This window comes from Nonomuraea sp. NPDC052634, from assembly GCF_040678535.1.
Taxonomy (GTDB): domain Bacteria; phylum Actinomycetota; class Actinomycetes; order Streptosporangiales; family Streptosporangiaceae; genus Nonomuraea; species Nonomuraea fastidiosa.
Map to the genome: position 1 here is coordinate 75,153 of NZ_JBFATY010000006.1, position 15,076 is coordinate 90,228.

Annotated in this window: 12 protein-coding genes; 7 read left to right on the forward strand and 5 right to left on the reverse strand. The window is 71.9% G+C overall.

Annotated features, from left to right (window positions below):
* Window positions 1–10 precede the first annotated feature (10 nt).
* From AB0K67_RS25635 to AB0K67_RS25650, 4 genes are all read left to right on the forward strand, one after another.
* Entirely contained in the window at window positions 11–1,057 is a 1,047-nt protein-coding gene (locus AB0K67_RS25635; RefSeq protein ID WP_364064942.1) for an Rv2578c family radical SAM protein, read from the forward strand.
* A gap of 777 nt (window positions 1,058–1,834) precedes the next feature.
* Window positions 1,835–3,724, forward strand: coding sequence for a translation factor GTPase family protein (locus AB0K67_RS25640; protein WP_364064944.1), 1,890 nt, complete (start codon window positions 1,835–1,837; stop codon window positions 3,722–3,724).
* Between the two features lie 371 nt (window positions 3,725–4,095).
* A complete protein-coding gene (locus tag AB0K67_RS25645; protein ID WP_364064947.1) occupies window positions 4,096–7,278 on the forward strand; it encodes a PDZ domain-containing protein in 3,183 nt (1,060 codons plus the stop codon).
* A 159-nt stretch (window positions 7,279–7,437) separates the two neighbouring features.
* On the forward strand, window positions 7,438–8,736 hold the full coding sequence (locus tag AB0K67_RS25650) for a glycosyltransferase family 4 protein (protein WP_364064950.1): 1,299 nt from the start codon (window positions 7,438–7,440) through the stop codon (window positions 8,734–8,736).
* 7 nt (window positions 8,737–8,743) lie between these two features.
* Here the strand turns inward: AB0K67_RS25650 and AB0K67_RS25655 are convergent, their stop codons facing one another.
* The 3 genes from AB0K67_RS25655 to AB0K67_RS25665 form a co-directional block, all read right to left on the reverse strand.
* A complete protein-coding gene (locus AB0K67_RS25655; protein WP_364064953.1) occupies window positions 8,744–9,664 on the reverse strand; it encodes a trypsin-like peptidase domain-containing protein in 921 nt (306 codons plus the stop codon).
* Between the two features lie 155 nt (window positions 9,665–9,819).
* On the reverse strand, window positions 9,820–10,179 hold the full coding sequence (gene crcB / locus AB0K67_RS25660) for a fluoride efflux transporter CrcB (RefSeq protein ID WP_364064956.1): 360 nt from the start codon (window positions 10,177–10,179) through the stop codon (window positions 9,820–9,822).
* On the reverse strand, window positions 10,176–10,631 hold the full coding sequence (locus AB0K67_RS25665) for a CrcB family protein (RefSeq protein ID WP_364064959.1): 456 nt from the start codon (window positions 10,629–10,631) through the stop codon (window positions 10,176–10,178). Before AB0K67_RS25665 ends, crcB begins: the two co-directional genes overlap by 4 nt.
* Before the next feature lie 72 nt (window positions 10,632–10,703).
* Between AB0K67_RS25665 and AB0K67_RS25670 the strand changes: the two genes are divergently transcribed.
* Window positions 10,704–11,420 (forward strand): HNH endonuclease family protein, encoded by a 717-nt coding sequence (locus tag AB0K67_RS25670; RefSeq protein WP_364064962.1) that lies wholly within the window; start codon window positions 10,704–10,706, stop codon window positions 11,418–11,420.
* An 11-nt stretch (window positions 11,421–11,431) separates the two neighbouring features.
* Here AB0K67_RS25670 and AB0K67_RS25675 read toward each other — a convergent pair whose 3' ends face one another.
* Window positions 11,432–12,271: a GDSL-type esterase/lipase family protein gene (locus AB0K67_RS25675; protein ID WP_364064964.1), complete on the reverse strand. Its 840-nt coding sequence runs from the start codon at window positions 12,269–12,271 to the stop codon at window positions 11,432–11,434.
* Between the two features lie 218 nt (window positions 12,272–12,489).
* Here AB0K67_RS25675 and AB0K67_RS25680 point away from each other — a divergent pair, with 218 nt between their 5' ends.
* Window positions 12,490–13,719 (forward strand): isochorismate synthase, encoded by a 1,230-nt coding sequence (locus AB0K67_RS25680; protein WP_364064967.1) that lies wholly within the window; start codon window positions 12,490–12,492, stop codon window positions 13,717–13,719.
* 168 nt (window positions 13,720–13,887) lie between these two features.
* On the opposite strand, the gene AB0K67_RS25685 is transcribed toward AB0K67_RS25680, so the two are convergent.
* On the reverse strand, window positions 13,888–14,508 hold the full coding sequence (locus tag AB0K67_RS25685; protein ID WP_364064970.1) for a YigZ family protein: 621 nt from the start codon (window positions 14,506–14,508) through the stop codon (window positions 13,888–13,890).
* A gap of 81 nt (window positions 14,509–14,589) precedes the next feature.
* Here AB0K67_RS25685 and AB0K67_RS25690 point away from each other — a divergent pair, with 81 nt between their 5' ends.
* On the forward strand, window positions 14,590–15,027 hold the full coding sequence (locus AB0K67_RS25690; protein WP_364064973.1) for a hypothetical protein: 438 nt from the start codon (window positions 14,590–14,592) through the stop codon (window positions 15,025–15,027).
* Window positions 15,028–15,076: the final 49 nt, after the last annotated feature.

The following is a 15,076-nucleotide window of genomic DNA, read 5'->3' on the forward strand; positions in this document are numbered from 1 at the left end:
TAATCATGGCATGCGCTGGGACAACCTGCGCCTGGCCGGGCCCGGCCGGGACGATCCGGCCGTGCCGCTGTTCGCTCGCGGCGCGGTGACCAGAACGTTCGACACCCCTGAGTTCAAGGGGATGACCTTCTACGAGATTCAGGCCCGATCCATCATCAACCGCGTGCCCGCCGCGAGCCGGGTGCCGTTCGAGTACACGATCAACCCCTACCGCGGGTGCACCCATCGCTGCGTTTACTGCTTTGCCCGAAAAACGCACGAATATCTGGATTTCGATGCCGGGGCCGACTTCGACTCGAAGATCGTGGTCAAGGTCAACGCCGCCGAGCTGGCCCGCAAGGAGCTGGCCTCGCCGCGCTGGGGCGGCCACCACATCGCCATGGGCACCAACGTCGACTGCTACCAGCGCGCCGAGGGCCGCTACAAGCTGATGCGCGGCATCCTGGCCGCGCTGCGCGACGCCGCCAACCCGTTCTCCATCCTCACCAAGGGCACGCTGATCCTGCGCGACCTCGACCTGCTCACCGAGGCCGCCGACGTGACCGAGGTGGGGGCCAACGTGTCGGTCGGCTTCGTCGACCAGGAGCTGTGGCGCGCGGTCGAGCCCGGCACGCCGCACCCGCGACGGCGGCTGGAGACGTGCGCGACGCTCAATGACAACGGCATCGCCTGCGGCGTGCTGATGGCGCCGATCCTGCCCTACCTCACCGACTCCCCCGCCCAGCTCGACCGCACGGTCAAGGAGATCGCCGACTCGGGCGCCACCCACCTCTCCCCCATAATCCTGCACTTGCGCCCTGGGGCCCGGGAGTGGTGGCTGTCGTGGCTGTCCCGCGAGCACCCGCGACTCGTCCCGCGCTATCTGGAGCTGTACGGTCGCGGCGCCTACGCGCCGAAGGCGTACCAGCAGCGCGTCATCGGGCTAGTGAGGGAGCTGGCCGAACGGCACGGAGTCGGCCGCGCCACCCCCGCCACCGCCCGCCGCCTCCCACCCGCTCGCCCCGCTCCCCCGGCCAGGCAACCCGCCGCCGAAGCCGAACAGCTACGCCTGCTGTAGAGAACGGGGCGGGGCCTTCGCCGTGCAGCCTGCCCGGAGCCCGGGACACCGCAGGGGCCGCGGCGTACCCGCCGCCGCGTGCGACCCGCCCGAGTGCACGGCCTGCCGGGTCTCGCGGCCAGCCCGAGTCTCGCGGCCTGGCCGGGGTGAGCGACCTGGCCGGGACGGGCGACGTCGCCGAGGTGCGTGGCCCGGCCGGAGCGGGCGACCCGCCCGCGTGTGACCGTGGCGCGGCGAACCCGAGCTCGAGCGAGCCGAAGCGCGGCCAGGCCGAGGGCGGGTGAGATCCGGCCCAGGCCGGCGACGACCCGCCGAATGCGAAGCCCGGCGCTCACGCACCGCGCCGAGCGGCGCGAACACGGCCGCGCTCGTTGCACACGCCGACCGCGATCGACAGTACCGACTCGGGATCGAGGCGGCGCTCGCGCCGGCGGGGCGCGGGTGGGGGGCGGTCGCCTTACTGCGGGAGGACGAGGACGGCCGCGCGGGCTAGCGACACTCCTGCGGGACGACCACGACGACCACGCGAACACCGTTCCTCGGGAAGACAGGGGCGGCCGTGCGGCCGGCGGCGTGCCTGCGGAAGGACGGGGGCGACCGCGCGGGCCGGTGGTGTCCCGGTTCGAGGCCCGCGTGGAAAATCGTTGGCGGCGGAAGCGGTGCCGGTGGGACTATGGCCGGCGCACGCGTACGTCGATGATCAGGAGTTCGAGATGAGGTGCCACGGAATCTCCCAGTGCCCTGTTGGCTCGAGAGTCTCCCGAGGCTTCCTCACGCATGCACATACTGAACATCGGCATCCTCGCGCACGTGGATGCGGGCAAGACCAGCCTGACTGAGCGGCTGCTGTTCGAGACCGGCGTCATCGACCGGCTCGGCAGCGTTGACGACGGTAACACCCAGACCGACACCGGCGAGATCGAACGACGCCGGGGCATCACGATCCGCACCGCCGTGGCCTCGTTCACGCTGGGCGACCTGCGGGTCAACCTGGTGGACACGCCGGGGCACGCCGACTTCGTGGCCGAGGTGGAGCGGGCGCTCGGTGTGCTCGACGGCGCCGTGCTGGTGCTGTCGGCCGTCGAAGGGGTGCAGCCGCACACCCGAGTCCTCATGAAGACCTTGCGCAAGCTGCGCCTGCCGACGCTGATCTTCGTGAACAAGATCGACCGGGCGGGGGCGCGCGAACACGACCTGCTGGACGAGATGCGGCGGCGGTTGTCGCCGTCCTGCGTGCCGATCACCACCGTCGAGGGGATCGGCGGGCGCGGGGCCGTCACCCGGCCGCTCGCCTCGCTGCGACCCGCCGCAGAGGTGCTGGCCGAACGCGACGACGCTCTCCTGGAGCTGCTGGTCGAGGGCGGCGAGCCGACATCCGGCCAGGTACGCGCGGCGCTGGCCGGGCAGTGCGCGGCCGGGGAGGCGTACCCGGTGCTGTTCGGCTCGGCGATCACCGGGCAGGGCGTGACCGAGCTGCTCGACGGCATCGCCGGCCTGCTCCCCTCCGTGGCCCAGCCAGAAGAGGGAGGGCGGCCGCACGGGCTGGTGTTCGCGGTCGAGCGCGCCCCGTCCGGGGAGAAGGCGGCGTACGTACGGCTGCGCGCGGGCGCACTCCGTACCCGCGAGAAGATCGGCTTCTACCGCGACGGGACGCACGCCTACGACGGACGGCTGACCGCGCTCACCGTGGCCGGTGCGCCGCAGCGGCGGACGGCGCTGGCCGGCGACATCGTCAAGGTGCAGGGCGTGCCGGAGATCCGGGTCGGCGATCACCTGGGCGGGCCGGGCCCGGCCGGGCAGGCGCACTTCACGCCGCCCAGCCTGGAGACGGTGGTGCGGGCGCGCGTCCCCGGCGAGGAGCCGCGGCTGCACGCGGCGCTGCTCGCGCTGGCCGAGCAGGACCCGCTGATCGGCACGCGCACGCTTGCGGGCGGCGAGACCTCGGTCCTGCTGTACGGGGAGGTGCAGAAGGAGGTCATCGGCGAGACCCTGGCCAGGGAGTTCGGGGTGGAGGCGACGTTCGAGCCGAGCCGCCCCGTCTACTTCGAACGTCCCGCGGGCACCGGCGAGGCGCTGGAGGAGATGCAGCGGCACGGCCCCAACGAGTTCATGGCGACGGTGGGGCTGCGGGTCGAGCCGGCCCCGCCGGGCACGGGGGTGCGCTACCGGCTGGAGGTCGCGCTCGGGTCGCTGCCGCTGGCGTACCACCGGGCGATCGAAGAGAGCGTACGCGCGGCGCTGCGCGAGGGCCCGCACGGCTGGCCGGTGACCGACGTGGTGGTGGCGGTGACCGAAACCGGTTACGACGCGCCGACCACGGTGGCGGCCGACTTCCGCGGCCGCGCGCCGAGGGTGCTCGCGGAGGCGCTGCGCCGGGCGGGCACGATCGTGCACGAGCCGTGCCACCGGTTCGAGGTGGAGGTGCCGCTGGAGACGTTCGGCCCGGTCACGGCGCAGCTCGCGGCGCTGGGCGGTGAGCTGCGCGAGACGTGGCGGCGGGCCGACACGTGGCTGCTGACCGGGGAGATCCCGGCGGCGGCTGTGCACGTCTTCGAGCAGCGCCTGCCCGGGCTCTCTCATGGCGAGGGGGTGTGGTGGTCGGAAGCGGCGGGTGATCGGCCGGTTCGCCATCCGGCCCCGGGCGCGCGCTCGGCGGCCGTCCGGTGAGAGTCGCACGCGGGTGTTCGCAGGCGATACGGCTGCGTGGTCGAGGCGTTACGAAGAGTACATAGGAGGTATGTCGGGTTTCGTCGTTCGATGGGTATTAAGGGCCGTGGTGCACCAATCCGGTGCGCCACGTCCGTACAGGGGGGATGATCCTCATGGCTGACACGAAGAAGAAACCCGCGGCCAAGTCCGGCAAGTCCAAGAAGCAGGCCATCAAGACGAGCCGGCAGGCCAAGGAGACCAAGCGGGAGACCAAGCCGACCGGCGAAGAGTGATCTTCCGGGCAGCCCTCGCAGGCTGCCCGTCCGGTGAGGTGATCGGACGGCCGAGGCCGGGGCCTCGACCGTCCGATCGACTGTGAGGCTGCGCCCATGTCGGCTTACCTGCGTTTCCCCGCCGTGTTCCAGGACGTGGTGGTGTTCGCCGCCGAGGACGACCTGTGGATGGTCTCCGCCCAGGGCGGCCGCGCGTTCCGGCTGACCGCGGGGCTGGCCGAGGCCGGCTATCCGCGCATCTCGCCGCGCGGCGACCAGCTCGCGTTCGTGGGACGCGAGGAGGGCCCTGAAGAGGTGTACGTGATGCCGGCCGGCGGCGGCGCGGCCCGCCGGGTGACCTTCCACGGCGCCCGCTGCACGGTGACCGGCTGGGATCCGGAAGGGCACATCCTGTACGCCAGCGACCAGAACCAGCCCTTCGACGGACGCAAGTGGCTGCACCGGGTGGCGCCGGGCGGGGTGCCGGAGCGGCTGCCGTACGGACCGGCGAACTCGATCGCGTACGCCCTCGACGGCAAGATCGTGCTCGGCCGCAACACCGCGGACCCGGCACGCTGGAAGCGCTACCGCGGCGGCACGGTCGGCGACCTGTGGATCGACCCGACCGGCGACGGCGAGTTCCGCCGCCTGATCCGGCTGCCGGGCAACCTGGCCTCGCCCTGCTGGAGCGACGGCCGGGTGTGCTTCATCTCCGACCACGAGGGCGTCGGGAACGTCTACTCGTGCACCCCCGAAGGCGACGACCTGCGCAAGCACACCCATCACGACGACTATTACGCCCGCAACCTGTCAGGTGACGGGCATCGCCTGGTCTACCACGCCGGCGCGGACCTGTACCTGCTGGAGCCCGGCGAGCCGCCGCGAAGGGTGGAGGTGCGGCTGGCCAGTTCCAGGACGCAGCGCAACCGCAGGTTCGTCGACGCCGCCGAGTACCTCGACAGCGCCACACTCGGCCCTGACGGCAGCACGGTGGCGATCACGACGCGCGGCAAGGCGTACGGGATGGCGAACTGGGAGGGCCCGGTCCGGCGCTACGGCTCACCTGACGGGGTCCGCTACCGCTTCCTCACCTGGCTGAACGACGGGGTCAGGCTCATCGCGGCGGCCAGCGACGACGGCGACGAGGAGCGGCTGGTCATCCTGGAGCCGGGCAAGGTCGGTGACCTGGCAAGCGGTGACGACCTGCACGCAGGCAGCGGCGCCTGCTCCGGCATGAGTCCCGGTGCCGAGGTGGCCCGCCTGGGGCGGATCAACGAGCTGGTCCCCGACCCCGTCCACGACCGGGTGGCGATCGTCAACCACCGCCACGAGCTGCACCTGCTCGACCTGTCCCACGGCCGGTCGGTGCTGGTGGAGGCCAACCCGCACGGCGCGCCCGAGGGTCCGGCGTGGTCGCCGGACGGGCGGTGGCTGGCGTACGCGAGCCCGCTCAACGCCCAGACGACCGCGATCAAGCTGCACCATCCGGAGACGGGCCGCACGGTCCTGGCCAGCGAGCCGGTGCTGAAGGACTCGGCGCCGGCCTTCGACCCCGAGGGCCGCTACCTGTATTTCATCGGCCGGCGCGTCTTCTCGCCGGTCTACGACCAGCTCCAGTTCGACCTGGGCTTCCCGCTGGGCACCCGGCCGTACGCGGTGGCGCTGCGCGCGGACGTGCCGGACCCGTTCGTCCCGGTGCCGCGCCCGCTCACCCAGGACAAGGACGACGACCATGACGAGGGGGACGACGAGGGCGGGGAGCCACTGCGGGTGGACCTGGACGGTCTGGCCGGGCGGGTGACGGCGTTCCCGCTGCCGGAGGGCCGCTACGAGCAGGTGGCCGGGCTGCGCAAGGGCAAGGCGCTGATCCTCACGACCTCGCTGGAGGGCGAGGGCACGCTGCACCTGTTCGACTTCGCCAAGGGCGAGAACGAGACGTTCGCCGAGGGCGTCACCGCGTTCGAGCTGGGCCGCGATCACCGCACGCTGCTGTATCGCGCCGACGACCGGCTGCGGGTGGTCAAGGCGGGCGAGGTGCCGGCCGACGGCGACACGCCGGGCCGCGACACCGGCTGGATCGACCTGTCACGGGTCAAGGTGCCGGTCTGCCCGGAGGCGGAGTGGCGGCAGATGTTCCGCGAGGCGTGGCGGCTGCAGCTGGAGAACTTCTGGACCGAGGACATGGCGGGCGTGGACTGGCCGGCCGTGTACGACCGCTACCTGCCGCTGGTTGACCGGGTCACGACCAGGAGCGAGTTCTCCGACCTGCTGTGGGAGCTGCACGGTGAGCTGGCCACGAGCCACGCCTTCGAAAGCGGCGGCGAGTACCGTCCAGGCCCGGACTACACCCAGGGCAAGCTGGGCGTGGACTGGGATCTCAGGGACGGCGTCTACCACATCAAGTCCATCGTGACCGGCGACCGGTGGGATCCGCAGGCGACCTCGCCGCTGAACCGGCTCGGTCTCGACGTGCGGCCGGGCGACGCGGTGCTGGCGATCAACGGCGCGCCGATCGGCCCCATGGCCACCCCGAACGAGCGGCTGGTCAACCAGGCGGGCGAGGAGGTCGAGCTGACGCTCCGGCGCGGCGACCGGGTGTTCACGGTCACCGTACGCGCGCTCGCCGACGAGCGCCCGGCCCGCTACCGCGACTGGGTGAACCAGAACCGGGCCCGCTGCCACCAGCGCTCGGGCGGCCGGGTGGGCTACCTGCACGTGCCGGACATGGGGGCCGAGGGGTTCGGCGAGTTCCACCGGGGGTTCCTGGCCGAGTACGACCGCCACGCGCTCATCGTGGACGTGCGGTTCAACGGCGGCGGGCACGTCTCGGCGCTGCTGCTGCAGAAGCTGTCCAGGCGGCGGCTCGGCTACGACTATCCGCGGTGGGGCGACGCGGAGCCGTACCCGCCGGAGTCACCGCGCGGCCCGCTGGTGGCGGTGACCAACGAGTGGGCGGGCTCGGACGGCGACATCTTCAGCCACACCTTCAAGCTGCTCGGTCTCGGCCCGCTGGTGGGCAAGCGCACGTGGGGCGGCGTGATCGGGATCTGGCCGCGCCACCGGCTCGCGGACGGGACGGTGACGACGCAGCCGGAGTTCTCGTTCGCCTTCGACGACGTGGGCTGGCAGGTGGAGAACTACGGCACCGATCCGGACATCGAGGTGGACATCACGCCGCAGGATTACGCCAGGGGTGTGGACCCGCAATTGGAGAAGGCGATCGACGTCGCTCTTGAGCTGCTCGCCGAGCATCCGCCGCACACGCCGGACCCCCGGCACCGGCCCGGCATGCAACCTTAGTCACCTTTATGGCGTCTAACGATCATTGGAGGGGAAAGCGCATAAGAGATGAACAATGCGCACCCCGCCGATCGTGATCGGGCCGGTGGCGAGGCTCACGTCCTCACCACCGGCGATGTGTGTGTACAGCTCATTGGCGGCTGATAGGAGATATGACAGGTGCGCGCACTCGCACGCAAGGGCAAGTCGGCGGTGGGCCGGCTGTATCGGGGGTACAACCGGCGCAAGGCACGCACCGCGCCGCCGCCCTCGACGAGGCGGATACGCATCCTCCTCCTGCATGCGCACGGCATGGGCGGCACGATCAGGACCGTGTTCAACCTCGCCTCTTACCTGGCCGACAGGCACGAGGTGGAGATCGTCTCGGTGCTCAGGGAGGCCGAGCAGCCGTTCTTCCCGATCGACCCGCGGGTGAAGTTCCGCTTCCTCGACGATCGCCTCGAACCGAGTCGTGATCCCGTACGGGCGATGCTGTCGAAGCTGCCGAGCCGGCTGATCCCCAAGGAGGAGTCGGCCTACCACCGGTTCACGCTGTGGACCGACCTCAAGCTGGCGCGGTTCATCCGCTCGGTGGACGGCGGCGTGCTCATGGCCACCCGGCCGGGGCTGAACCTCGCGGTCGCGCAGCTCGCACCGCCCGGCGTCATCACGATCGGGCAGGAGCACGTGGCCCTGGCCACCCAGCCCGAGCCGGTGCAGGAGCTGATCAAGTGGCGCTACCGCCGCCTGGACGCCCTGGTCACGCTCACCAAGGCGGACCTGAACGACTACCGCGAGACGCTCGCCAAGCAGCCGCGCAAGCTGGTCCGCATCCCGAACGCGGTGCCGCCGATGAGCGGCGAGGTGTCGAAGCTCGACGCCAAGGTGGCGGTGGCGGTCGGCAGGATGACCCGCATCAAGGGCTTCCACCGGCTGATCAGCGCCTGGGAGACGGTCGCGCAGGCGCATCCCGACTGGACGCTGCGCATCTTCGGGGCGGGGCCGCAGGAGGAGAACCTGGCCAGGCAGATCGCCGAGGCCGGGCTCGAGGGCAAGGTCGAGCTGCCCGGCCCGACCACGGACATCGGCGCCGAGCTGGAGAAGGCGTCGATCTACGTGATGAGCTCCCGGCACGAGGGCTTCCCGATGACGATCCTGGAGGCCATGGCGAAGGGGCTCGCCATCGTCAGCTTCAACAGCCCGCACGGGCCCAAGGAGATGATCAAGAACGGGGTCGACGGGCTGCTGGTCAAGCCGCGTACGAACGCCAACCTCGCGGCGGCCATCATCCGGGTCATCGAGGACGAGCAGCTACGGCGCGACCTGGGGGCGGGGGCGCTGGAGACCGCGCGGAAGTACGACCTTCCGGTGATCGGGCAGAAGTGGGACAAGCTGCTCGCCGACCTGCTGGCCCGCCGCGAGGCCCGCTACCGCAAGCAGACCGCGGCCAAGCAACCCGCCGAGCCCGCGACCACCTGACGCGAGGTCAGACGCCGGTGCCGGTGAGCTCCACCGGCTCGGCGATGACGTCCACCAGCGCCCCGTTGCGGTGCACGGTGATGGGCAGCGGCCGCCCGATCGCGTCGGCGAACATCAGCCGCTGCAGGCTCTGCGCGTCGCTCACCGGCGTACGGCCCGCGCTCAGCATCAGGTCGCCGGCGCGTAACCCGGCGCGCTGGGCGGGCGAGCCGGGCACCACCTCGACCACGCGCAGCGCCCTGTCCTGCCCGGTGCGCCGCCGCAGCGGCTCGGGCAGCGGGGCGGGCGTGGTCACCAGGCCGAGGAACGCCCGTCTGACCCGGCCGTCCCTGATCAGCGCGGCGATGATGGACCTGGTGGTCGCGTTGACCGGCACGGCCAGGCCCACGCCGACCCCGGCGACCGCCGTGTTGATGCCGACCACCCGCGCGTGCGCGTCGGCCAGCGCCCCGCCCGAGTTGCCGGGGTTGAGCGCGGCGTCGGTCTGGATGACGTCCTCGATGAGCCGCATGCCGGCGCCGCTGCGGGCGGGCAGCGAACGGCCGAGCCCGGACACCACTCCTGCGGTGACCGATCCGGTCAGCCCGAGCGGGTTGCCCACGGCCACCACGAGCTGCCCCACCACGAGGCCGTCGCTGTCGCCCAGCTCGGCCGGGGGCGGGGTGGGGGTCTGCGCCCTGATGACCGCGAGGTCCGACAGCGGGTCGCGGCCGACCACCTCGAAGCCGCCGGAGACGCCGTCGGCGAAGGCGACGGTGCCGGTCCTGGCGCCGTTGATGACGTGCGCGTTGGTCAGCAGGAACCCGTCGGCGGTGAACACCACCGCCGACCCGCTCCCCCGGCCGGCCCGTACGCCGGCCACTTTCGGCAGCAACTCGGCCGCCACGGACGACACGACGCGAGAGTAGGCGTCGAGGGGATCGGCCATCACGCCTCCAGGAGATGATTACTTGCTTACACAGTAACTCCAGAAGGCGTCCCAGCCGGAAAGCCGGACACACCCGAATGATCGGACCGCGCAGGCGTGGCCGCATCGCCCGGCCCAGACGGACGCCTGCACGACGGCGACGCCTGCTCAGCGGCTCAGGCGATCGTCTGGGCGATGGCCATGCCGCAGTAGGCCGCACCGAGCCCGGCGACCACGCTGGCCACCGCGTTGGCGACCGAGTGGAAGCGGGCGCCCTCCTCCATCAGGCGGACCGTCTCGTACCCGAACGTCGAGTACGTCGTCAGCGCCCCGCAGAACCCGGTGCCCGCCAGCGCCATCACGCCATCGCCCAGAGGCAGCGCGGTCAGGAAGCCGAGCAGCGCGGATCCCGCGATGTTGACGGTCAGCGTCCCCCAGGGGAAGGACGTGTCGTGGCGCGCCTGCACGGCACGGTCCGCAAGGTAGCGCAGCGGCGCGCCAAGGGCGGCCCCGAGCACGATCAGCAGCAGCGTCATCGGATACGCACCCCGGCCACCCGCCGGGTCAGCCGCATCCCGGCGACCACCGCGAGCAGCGCCGCCACCAGGGTCGCCCCGAGGTAGGCGAGCGCCGTCACCGGCGCGCCCGCGGCGACCGTCCGCAGCGTGTCCACGACGTACGTGGAGAACGTGGTGTAACCGCCGAGCACCCCCACCCCGAGGAACGGCCGCACCAGCCGGTGGGCCGTGCGGACCTCGGTGACGACCACCATGAGCACCCCGATGAGCAGGCAGCCCGACACGTTGGCCAGGAACGTCGCCCACGGGAACCCGCCGGACGGCGTGGGCAGCGCCGCCTGCACACCGTGGCGGGCCAGCGCCCCCAGCGCCCCACCCGCGGCGATCGCGGCGAGCAGCGGCCAGTGGAGTTCGGTACGCCGGGCGGGAACGTGAAGATCAACATCCACATCGGTGGGACGATCAGTCACATAACCCTCCCCGTGTCGTCATGCGGCCAGCCGGGAATCTCTCTAGACAACCCGGAGCTCATGGAGGCTTGCTTGAGCACCAAGGACGCGGTCGCCGTCCTCGCCGGAGCCATCATCGTCGCTTCTCTCATCAGTACTGCGAAAACCCCTCAGGCCGCCACCGCGGCAAGCCCGCTGGGCAACGTCACGGGCACGCTGCCCGGACTGGCCCCCATCATCTCGAAGGCCGACAAGGCCGAGGCACGCGGGATCATCAGACGCCTGCGCACGAAGGGCTTCGGCCCCAACACCGGATACGCGCGCACCCGTTTCGGCGACAACTGGGCCGACTCGGCCACCGGGGTGCCGTACGCGCGCAACGGCTGCCGTACCCGCGACGACCTGCTGGCCCGCGACGGGCGGAACGTGAAGTTCCGCAAGGGCTCCGACTGCGAGGTCGTCTCCATGGAGCTGACCGACCCCTACACGGGCCGGGTCATCCATTGGCGGAAGAAGAACGCCGACGAGGTGCAGGTCGATCACGTGGTACCGCTCAACTACGGCTGGCGCATGGGAGCGCCGCGCTGGCCGATGTCCAAACGGCTCGACTTCGCCAACGACCCGCTCAACCTGCTGCCGGTCTACGGGCGCGCCAACGAGCAGAAGGACGCATCAGGTCCGGCGAGCTGGCTGCCGCCGAGACGCGGCATCCGCTGCGCGTACGTGACCCGTTTCGCGCAGGTCGCGCTCAAGTACGACCTGCCGGTCCGTCCGGCCGACAAGAAGATCATGCTGGCCCAGTGCCGGTGAGCGCCCCCGGCTCAGCGCGGGTCGAGCCAGCGGAAACCGCGGCGATAGGTCTGCTCGGCCAGCACCCGCTGTCCCTCGGAGTTGGGGTGGAAGTAGTCCCACCGGCTGACGTGGTCGAGCGTGAACGGGTAGTCGAAGACCGCTCCCCCGTCGGTGCGGCAGGAGGGGCCGTAGGCGGCGCAGGCCGCGGCGGCGGCCCTGTTGTACGCCATGACGCGGGCCCGCACCCTGGCCCGGCGCTGCTCGTCGGCGCGGCGGGTGGAGGCGGGCTTGGCCAGCATCGACTGGCAGATGCGGCCCGCGCCCCAGAACGTCCTGGCCAGCGCGCTGGACTTGCCGACCTGCCACAGCCGCCGCAGGTCGGGAATGCTGGCGAAGAACACCCTCGCTCCCGGCATGCCGGCGCGCAGCTCGGCGAGCGCGGCGTCGATGCGGCGGCGGTAGGTGGCGACCGGCGTCATCTGCTCCTCGGTGCGGACGCAGGCGTCCTGGGCGCCGATGAGAATCGTCACATAGTCGGCCTTGGCGGCGACCGCCTGCTTCACCTGGCCGAGCAGGTCGGCGCTGGTCGCGCCGGGCTTGGCGAAGGTGAGGTTGTGCTTGTGAAGCGTTCCAGACATCTCCGACAGCCGCAGGTAGTGGCTGTTGACCGTCTTGTTGTCACCCGTGGACCAGGAACGGGCGGTGCAGGAGACGTACCAGCCGCAGGCGTTGAACCCGGTCGAGATGGAGTCGCCGAGCGCGGCCATGACCTGGGGCACCGGCTGGGCGATCGGGGCGGCTTGCACGGCCGTGCCCGAGGCCGTGAGGACGACGGCGGAGGCGAGCACGCAGCCCAGTCGAGCGATCATGGGCACAAAGGTAGAGACGCGATCACCGGCCTGCCATGATCTCGGGACGCGTACTACCTGTTCAGGACCGAGTTCATAGGGCGGCTTGACAGCCGGAGCCGCTCCCCGCCGACCCCTGCACCGGGCCGCAGCCGGCTCTTTCCGCGTTCTTTAGCAGTAACAGTGCATTCACGGGGGTCTGAGTCGAACGTGTTCAGTTCCCGCATAGAGTGTCTTGAGTGAGTGTCGCGCTCGGAACAACCCGCCCGCTGCCGGTTCGCACAACCCCTGTCGGCGACCCCGGTGACCTGCTGGCATCCCTCCCCCACACGGCCCCGTACGCATGGGTCAGGAACGGAGAGGGCCTCGTCGGATGGGGTGAGGCCGCCAGGGTGGCCGTCCCCCCGGGACCCGGGCGGTTCGCCTGGGCCCGCAAGTGGCTGGCCACCGTCCTCGGTGAGGCTCAGGTCGACGACTCCGTACGCACGCCGGGCTCCGGGGCGGTCGCCTTCGGCAGCTTCACCTTCGACGAGGACGCCCACGGCTCCGTGCTCGTGGTGCCGCAGGCCGTGCTGGCCCGCCGGGGCGGCCGGGCGTGGCTGACCACGATCGGCGAGTCGCCGCTTGAGACGTTCACGCCCATCCGCGACCCTGGGCGCATCAGCTACGGCGACGGCAGCCTGTCGGCCCCCGAGTGGGAGCACGTCGTGGCGCAGGCCGCCAAGCGCATCCGCGAGGGCGAGCTGGAGAAGGTGGTGCTGGCCCGCGATCTGGTCGCCACCGCCGAGCGGCCGATCGACGTGCGGCTGCTGCTGACGCGGCTGGCCCGCCGCTACCCCGAGTGCTACACGTTCTCGGTCGCCGGGCTGGTGGGCGCCACGCCCGAGCTGCTGATCCGGCGCACCGGGCAGGAGATCGAGTCGCTGGTGCTGGCCGGCACCACGCCGCGGGGCACCGACCCGGCCGACGACCTCGCGCGCGGCGCCGCGCTGCTCGCCTCGGCCAAGGACCGGCACGAGCACGAGTGCGCGATCGCCTCCGTACGCCAGACTCTGGCCCCGCTGTGCTCGTCGCTGACCACGCCCGACGAGCCCGAGCTGCTGGTGCTGCCCAACGTGCAGCACCTGGCCAGCCACGTCACCGGGCGGCTGGCCGACGGGGCGTCGGTGCTCGACGTGGTCGCCGCCATGCACCCGACGGCGGCCGTCGGCGGCACCCCCACCCACACCGCCATCCAGGTCATCCGCGAGCTCGAGGGCATGGACCGCGCCGGCTACGCCGGTCCCGTCGGCTGGATCGACGCGCACGGCGACGGCGAGTGGGGCATCGCGCTGCGCTCGGGGCTGATCGAGGGGCGGCGCGCCCGGCTGTTCGCCGGCGGCGGCATCATGGGCGACTCCGACCCGGCCGCCGAGCTGGCCGAGGCGCAGGCGAAGTTCCGCGTGATGCAGTACGCCCTGGAGGGCTGACCACCCCGCCGCACGCCGGAGAGCGGGGAAGCGGCGGGCGGCGCGGGAAAGGACGCCGGACCAGAGCATGCAGGCGGGACGCTGCGGCGTGGCGGATCAGAACACGCAGGCAGGGCGCTGCGGCGTGGCGGATCAGAGCACGCAGGCGGGGCGCCCCGCCGGAGCGGGTCAGGCGGGGACGTGGAGGCTGTCACCGAGCTCGACGCGGGCGCGCCCGGCCGTCAGCGTGGCCACCCAGTCGGTGAACGCCTCGACCTCGTCATCCCCCACCGCGACGGCGAAGGTCACCTCGGCCGCGTACGTGACATCGCGCACCGCGTACCGGGATGCCCGCAGGTCGTTCTCGACCCGCCCGGCCTGGTCGTGCGCGACGGAGACGTGGACGAGCCTGGCCGGCACCATCCGGACGGGCTCCACCCGGTCGAGCGTCTCGGTGACGGCCGAGCCGTAGGCGCGCACGAGCCCGCCCGCGCCCAGCAGGGTGCCGCCGAAGTAGCGGGTCACCACCGCCACCACGTCGCTGAACCCCCGGCCCACCAGCGCCTGCACCATGGGCGTGCCCGCGGTGCCGCCGGGCTCGCCGTCGTCGTCGCCTTTCTGGATGCGCTCGCCGATCACGTAGGCGGTGCAGTTGTGGGTGGCGTCGGCGTAGAGCCTGCGGCGCTCGGCGATGAACGCGTTGGCCTCCTCCACGCTGCGCGCCGGGGCCAGCGCGCAGATGAAGCGCGAGCGCCGCGCCTCGGTCTCGTGTTCGACGACGGTGTTCAACGTGAGGTACGGGGCTGGCACATCCGACAGATTACGCCCACGCCGGACCGCCCTCGCGCGAGCTACCATCGCGTCGATGCCGCCAGGACCGGGAGGGGTCTCATGGACAGTCAGAAAGACGTCGCGCCCCACGAGACCGCGCCCCACAAGACCGCGGCCCATGAGACCGCGGCCCATGAGACTGCGGCCCATGAGTCTGCGGCCCACGAGACTGCGGCCGCGGTCATGCCGTACGTGACGGCGGCGATCGACGCCTACGGCACGGGCGTGCTGGCCAGGACCCGCGAGCTGGCCTCGGCCACGCCGATGGCCAGGGGCGCGCGCATCCTGCAGCGGATCTTCGGCCGGGGCGACGCCGCCTCCCTCGAGGTGATCGGCGCGGTGGCGGGCGCCAAGCCCGACGACGAGAGCTGCCGGGTCGCGCTGAGGCTGGCCATCACGCAGGAGTTCCGCGCCGACCCGCTGCTGCGTGCCGAGGTGGCGGCCATGCTGCCCCGCACGCCCGAGCCCGCGAGCGCCGGACGCGACTCTTCCCCCTGAGGTGCAGGCAGGGGCGGTCTGCACTTCTGAACGGCTCCGTTTGTGCGCG

What these genes read in the sequence shown, in the direction of transcription:
- crcB (WP_364064956.1), bottom strand. Translation starts at nt 10,179, where the DNA reads ATGACGCTGCTGCTGATCGTGCTCGGGGCCGCCCTTGGCGCGCCGCTG.
- AB0K67_RS25640 (WP_364064944.1), top strand. Translation starts at nt 1,835, where the DNA reads ATGCACATACTGAACATCGGCATCCTCGCGCACGTGGATGCGGGCAAG.
- AB0K67_RS25690 (WP_364064973.1), top strand. Translation starts at nt 14,590, where the DNA reads ATGGACAGTCAGAAAGACGTCGCGCCCCACGAGACCGCGCCCCACAAG.
- AB0K67_RS25645 (WP_364064947.1), top strand. Translation starts at nt 4,096, where the DNA reads ATGTCGGCTTACCTGCGTTTCCCCGCCGTGTTCCAGGACGTGGTGGTG.
- AB0K67_RS25675 (WP_364064964.1), bottom strand. Translation starts at nt 12,271, where the DNA reads ATGATCGCTCGACTGGGCTGCGTGCTCGCCTCCGCCGTCGTCCTCACG.
- AB0K67_RS25635 (WP_364064942.1), top strand. Translation starts at nt 11, where the DNA reads ATGCGCTGGGACAACCTGCGCCTGGCCGGGCCCGGCCGGGACGATCCG.
- AB0K67_RS25655 (WP_364064953.1), bottom strand. Translation starts at nt 9,664, where the DNA reads ATGGCCGATCCCCTCGACGCCTACTCTCGCGTCGTGTCGTCCGTGGCG.